This window comes from Spirosoma luteum DSM 19990, assembly GCF_000374065.1.
In the GTDB taxonomy this organism is placed as follows: domain Bacteria; phylum Bacteroidota; class Bacteroidia; order Cytophagales; family Spirosomataceae; genus Spirosoma; species Spirosoma luteum.
Genome location: NZ_KB893294.1, coordinates 1 through 2859, shown reverse-complemented (window position 1 = coordinate 2859; position 2859 = coordinate 1). Strand labels below are relative to the sequence as shown.

Genomic DNA, 2859 nt, shown 5'->3' with positions numbered 1-2859 from the left:
GTCTAAACCTTACTTTATTAAGCCTGTTTCTGGGTCTAAACCTTACTTTATTAGGGTCCAAACCTTACTTTATTAAAGTTATCCACACTGTAAAAGTCTGAAAATCTGATAGTTATAAGCTCTATTTTGCCCCTTCAAGTGTTTAACAAGTGATTTGTTAGAATACACAATCACTTGTCTCGCGTACGGGCATGTACGTACGCGCGCGAGGGAAAGCCGCCAGGAAGTGGATTGACAGATACGGTTTAGAAAGTAAAAAAGAGTTAACTAAAGAAATAGGTGGAAAGGGGAGAAAAAACGACGGGGAAGAAAATAACAAAAAACAAAGCGCGAAGCGACGAAAAAACAAAGCGCGAAGCGGTCTTGTAAAGAGCAAGCGGAAATTACGCTGCGCGATAATTCATGCTTGCTCTACGAGGTGTCTAATCTGATAATCAATTAGTTAGTAAATATTTTTACTATTAGTTAGTAAGCAAAAAGTATATTCCTAGTAAAAAATACCTTATTTTAGCGTTTAAAGGCTGTTTTTAGTATATTCAGCTGCTTAATTATGGAGGTAAAAGCGAATAAGTCAGTCCGGTTCGGTGGAGATACCGACCTGAAATTCAGCAAGTTAAGTGATAAACTAGGGCGCAGTAAGCAAGAGCTGTTTGGGCAGATGGTGGACTATTTCTACAAATCCCAGAAAGATCCGGGCGATCTGAACGACGAATTGCTCAAGAAAGAGCTGAGCCAAGGGATCAATCGGATCATTTCGTTCATCAAAACTCAGGAGAAAGAGGCTCTAACGCCTATGATGGCCGATGGACGCGAGTTGAAACGTAACCTGGCCACCTTGCAAGACCAGTTTGCCGCTTTGTTTTCCTTCGACGAGGAAAACTACATTCACGGCTTTTACCTGAAATCGCAAACCGAGCGGAAGGCTGAACAGGCGGCTTTACTCAAAAAGCAGAAGGATCTAGAGGAGAAGTACGAAGAGATGGCCGCTACGCTGGTAGAATTGCTCTCAGAGACACGAACGCACCAAAGTGAGAGCAAATCACACCGCGCGTCTAAAAACGTCTTAAAAGCCAAGTTTCGCAGCCTGTTGGATACCTACATTCAGCAGCGGGAAGCCCTGAACGCGCTGACCAATGGGCGAGCCGTGAAGGATTTGCAGGACCATATCCGTACTCAGATCGACAATTTGTAAGTCTTTTTTTCCTTTTCAACTATGCCGCACGTCAATATCACAGCCAGCAGCAGCGGCAGCAATGCCGGCAGTTGTGGCCAGCTCGTGGAGTACCTGGAGAAAGAAAACAACTTGAAAGCCGAACACAAGGCCGAATTGTGGTTCAACCAAGGCCGCGACGATCTACGGCCCTACGAGGTGCGTCAGGACATTGACGCTAACACGGCCAAACTCAAACAGAGCGAAGCCAAGTTCTATTTGGTCAATATCAGCCCCTCCCAAAAAGAGCTACAGCACATCGGCAACAATCCCCAGAAATTGAAAGACTACGCCCGTGGGGTAATGGCTGAGTATGCGGCCAACTTTCAGAAAGGGTTAGGCCCCGATGATGTGAAGTGGTACGGCAAGGTCGAGTACAACCGGGGCTACAAGTGGACTGATCCGGAAGTAAAGCAGGGACTGAGCCAGCGGGGTGAGGCCAAGACTGGCCACCAAATGCACGTGCAGATCATTGTTAGCCGCAAGGACAGCCACAACCAACGCCTACTGAGTCCGATGACGAATCATCGTGGACAGGGCAAGAGTGCCGAGCATGGGCATAAGTTCGGCCAGTTTAATCGGGTCGCCTTCAAAGAGCGCAGTGAGGTAGCCTTTGATACCCAACTGAACTACCGCCGGGAATTGGAAGAGAGTTTCCGGTATCAGAATACGATGAGCAACGGCACCGTGCAGGAACGAGCGGCTATGACGCTGGAGTTACGCGATACGCAGCACGAGCGACAGCAACAGCTAGCCGCCGATCTACGGCGGGCTGAAGAGTTACGGCTAGAGCAAGCTAAGGCAATGGAGCTAAGTCAGCAACGAGAACTGAGTATTCAGCAAGAGCGAGCCATTGAGCGCCAACAAGGCCGTATCCGAAGTTTAGGAATGGGTCTGTGAGCTGTTTAATCGGATTTGGACAAGTCCACTAAACAAAATGAAGCCAGAGGGTTTTTAGTAAAAACTACCCTATGCCCCTATGGCAACCAGTCCGTTGAACCTAGATTCTTGTCGTAAGCGTCTCGTTGAGATCGAAAGCCATTTGCGCCGTTTTGATCAAACGCTGGCCACATCCCAAGAGAAGTATAATCAAGCTCAGGCATTGCAAAGCGACCCTGCCCTAAAGTCGGCTTTACTGGAAGCCCATACGATCCACTTAAATCGGCAATGGGGCGCTATCGAAAGGATGCAGGCACTTCACCAGAAAGTTCTTGGTAGACTGGCAGCCCTAGAGTCGGGCTTTATATCACTTTCTTAAAAACTGTGAGAACATAAAACCAATAGCCTAGAGTTATCAAGAGAAGGGCTCTGTGGCAGCAAATCTCATTGCATAAAAAGAGGGTGGTGACATCGTATGTCACCACCCTCTTTTTATACCCTGTTTTTTTGGTACTATTCTGAGGGTTGTTGTATAAGGTTTCTTATGTTAAGGGATTAAAACAAGATTTAAGGGGTTAGCTAGCATATTGGCAGGCGGTTAATATCGTCTCCTTAAGGGCATTAAAATCCATAGCTTTTGGCAAATAAGTCCTAGCTCCGGTTTCATAAAAACTGTTGATTTCCAAGTGAGACGCATCAGCACTAATTATCACTACTGGAATGGACCGGTATTCAGTTTGTTGCTTTAAAGCTACCAGAGTTTGATACCC

General features: G+C 46.6%; 4 protein-coding genes. 3 read left to right on the top strand and 1 reads right to left on the bottom strand.

What is annotated here, in order from left to right:
* Positions 1 to 550: 550 nt before the first annotated feature.
* From B156_RS0124595 to B156_RS0124585, 3 genes are all read left to right on the top strand, one after another.
* Entirely contained in the window at positions 551 to 1192 is a 642-nt protein-coding gene (locus tag B156_RS0124595; RefSeq protein ID WP_018622461.1) for a BfmA/BtgA family mobilization protein, read from the top strand.
* 21 nt (positions 1193 to 1213) lie between these two features.
* The gene (locus B156_RS0124590) at positions 1214 to 2110 is read left to right on the top strand and encodes a DUF5712 family protein (RefSeq protein WP_018622460.1); all 897 of its coding nucleotides are present in this window, start codon (positions 1214 to 1216) and stop codon (positions 2108 to 2110) included.
* A gap of 79 nt (positions 2111 to 2189) precedes the next feature.
* Complete coding sequence (locus B156_RS0124585) at positions 2190 to 2468, top strand: hypothetical protein (RefSeq protein ID WP_018622459.1); 279 nt, start codon at positions 2190 to 2192, stop codon at positions 2466 to 2468.
* A gap of 196 nt (positions 2469 to 2664) precedes the next feature.
* On the opposite strand, the gene B156_RS32010 is transcribed toward B156_RS0124585, so the two are convergent.
* On the bottom strand, positions 2665 to 2859 hold a 195-nt coding region (locus B156_RS32010; protein WP_018622458.1), incomplete at its 5' end, for a response regulator.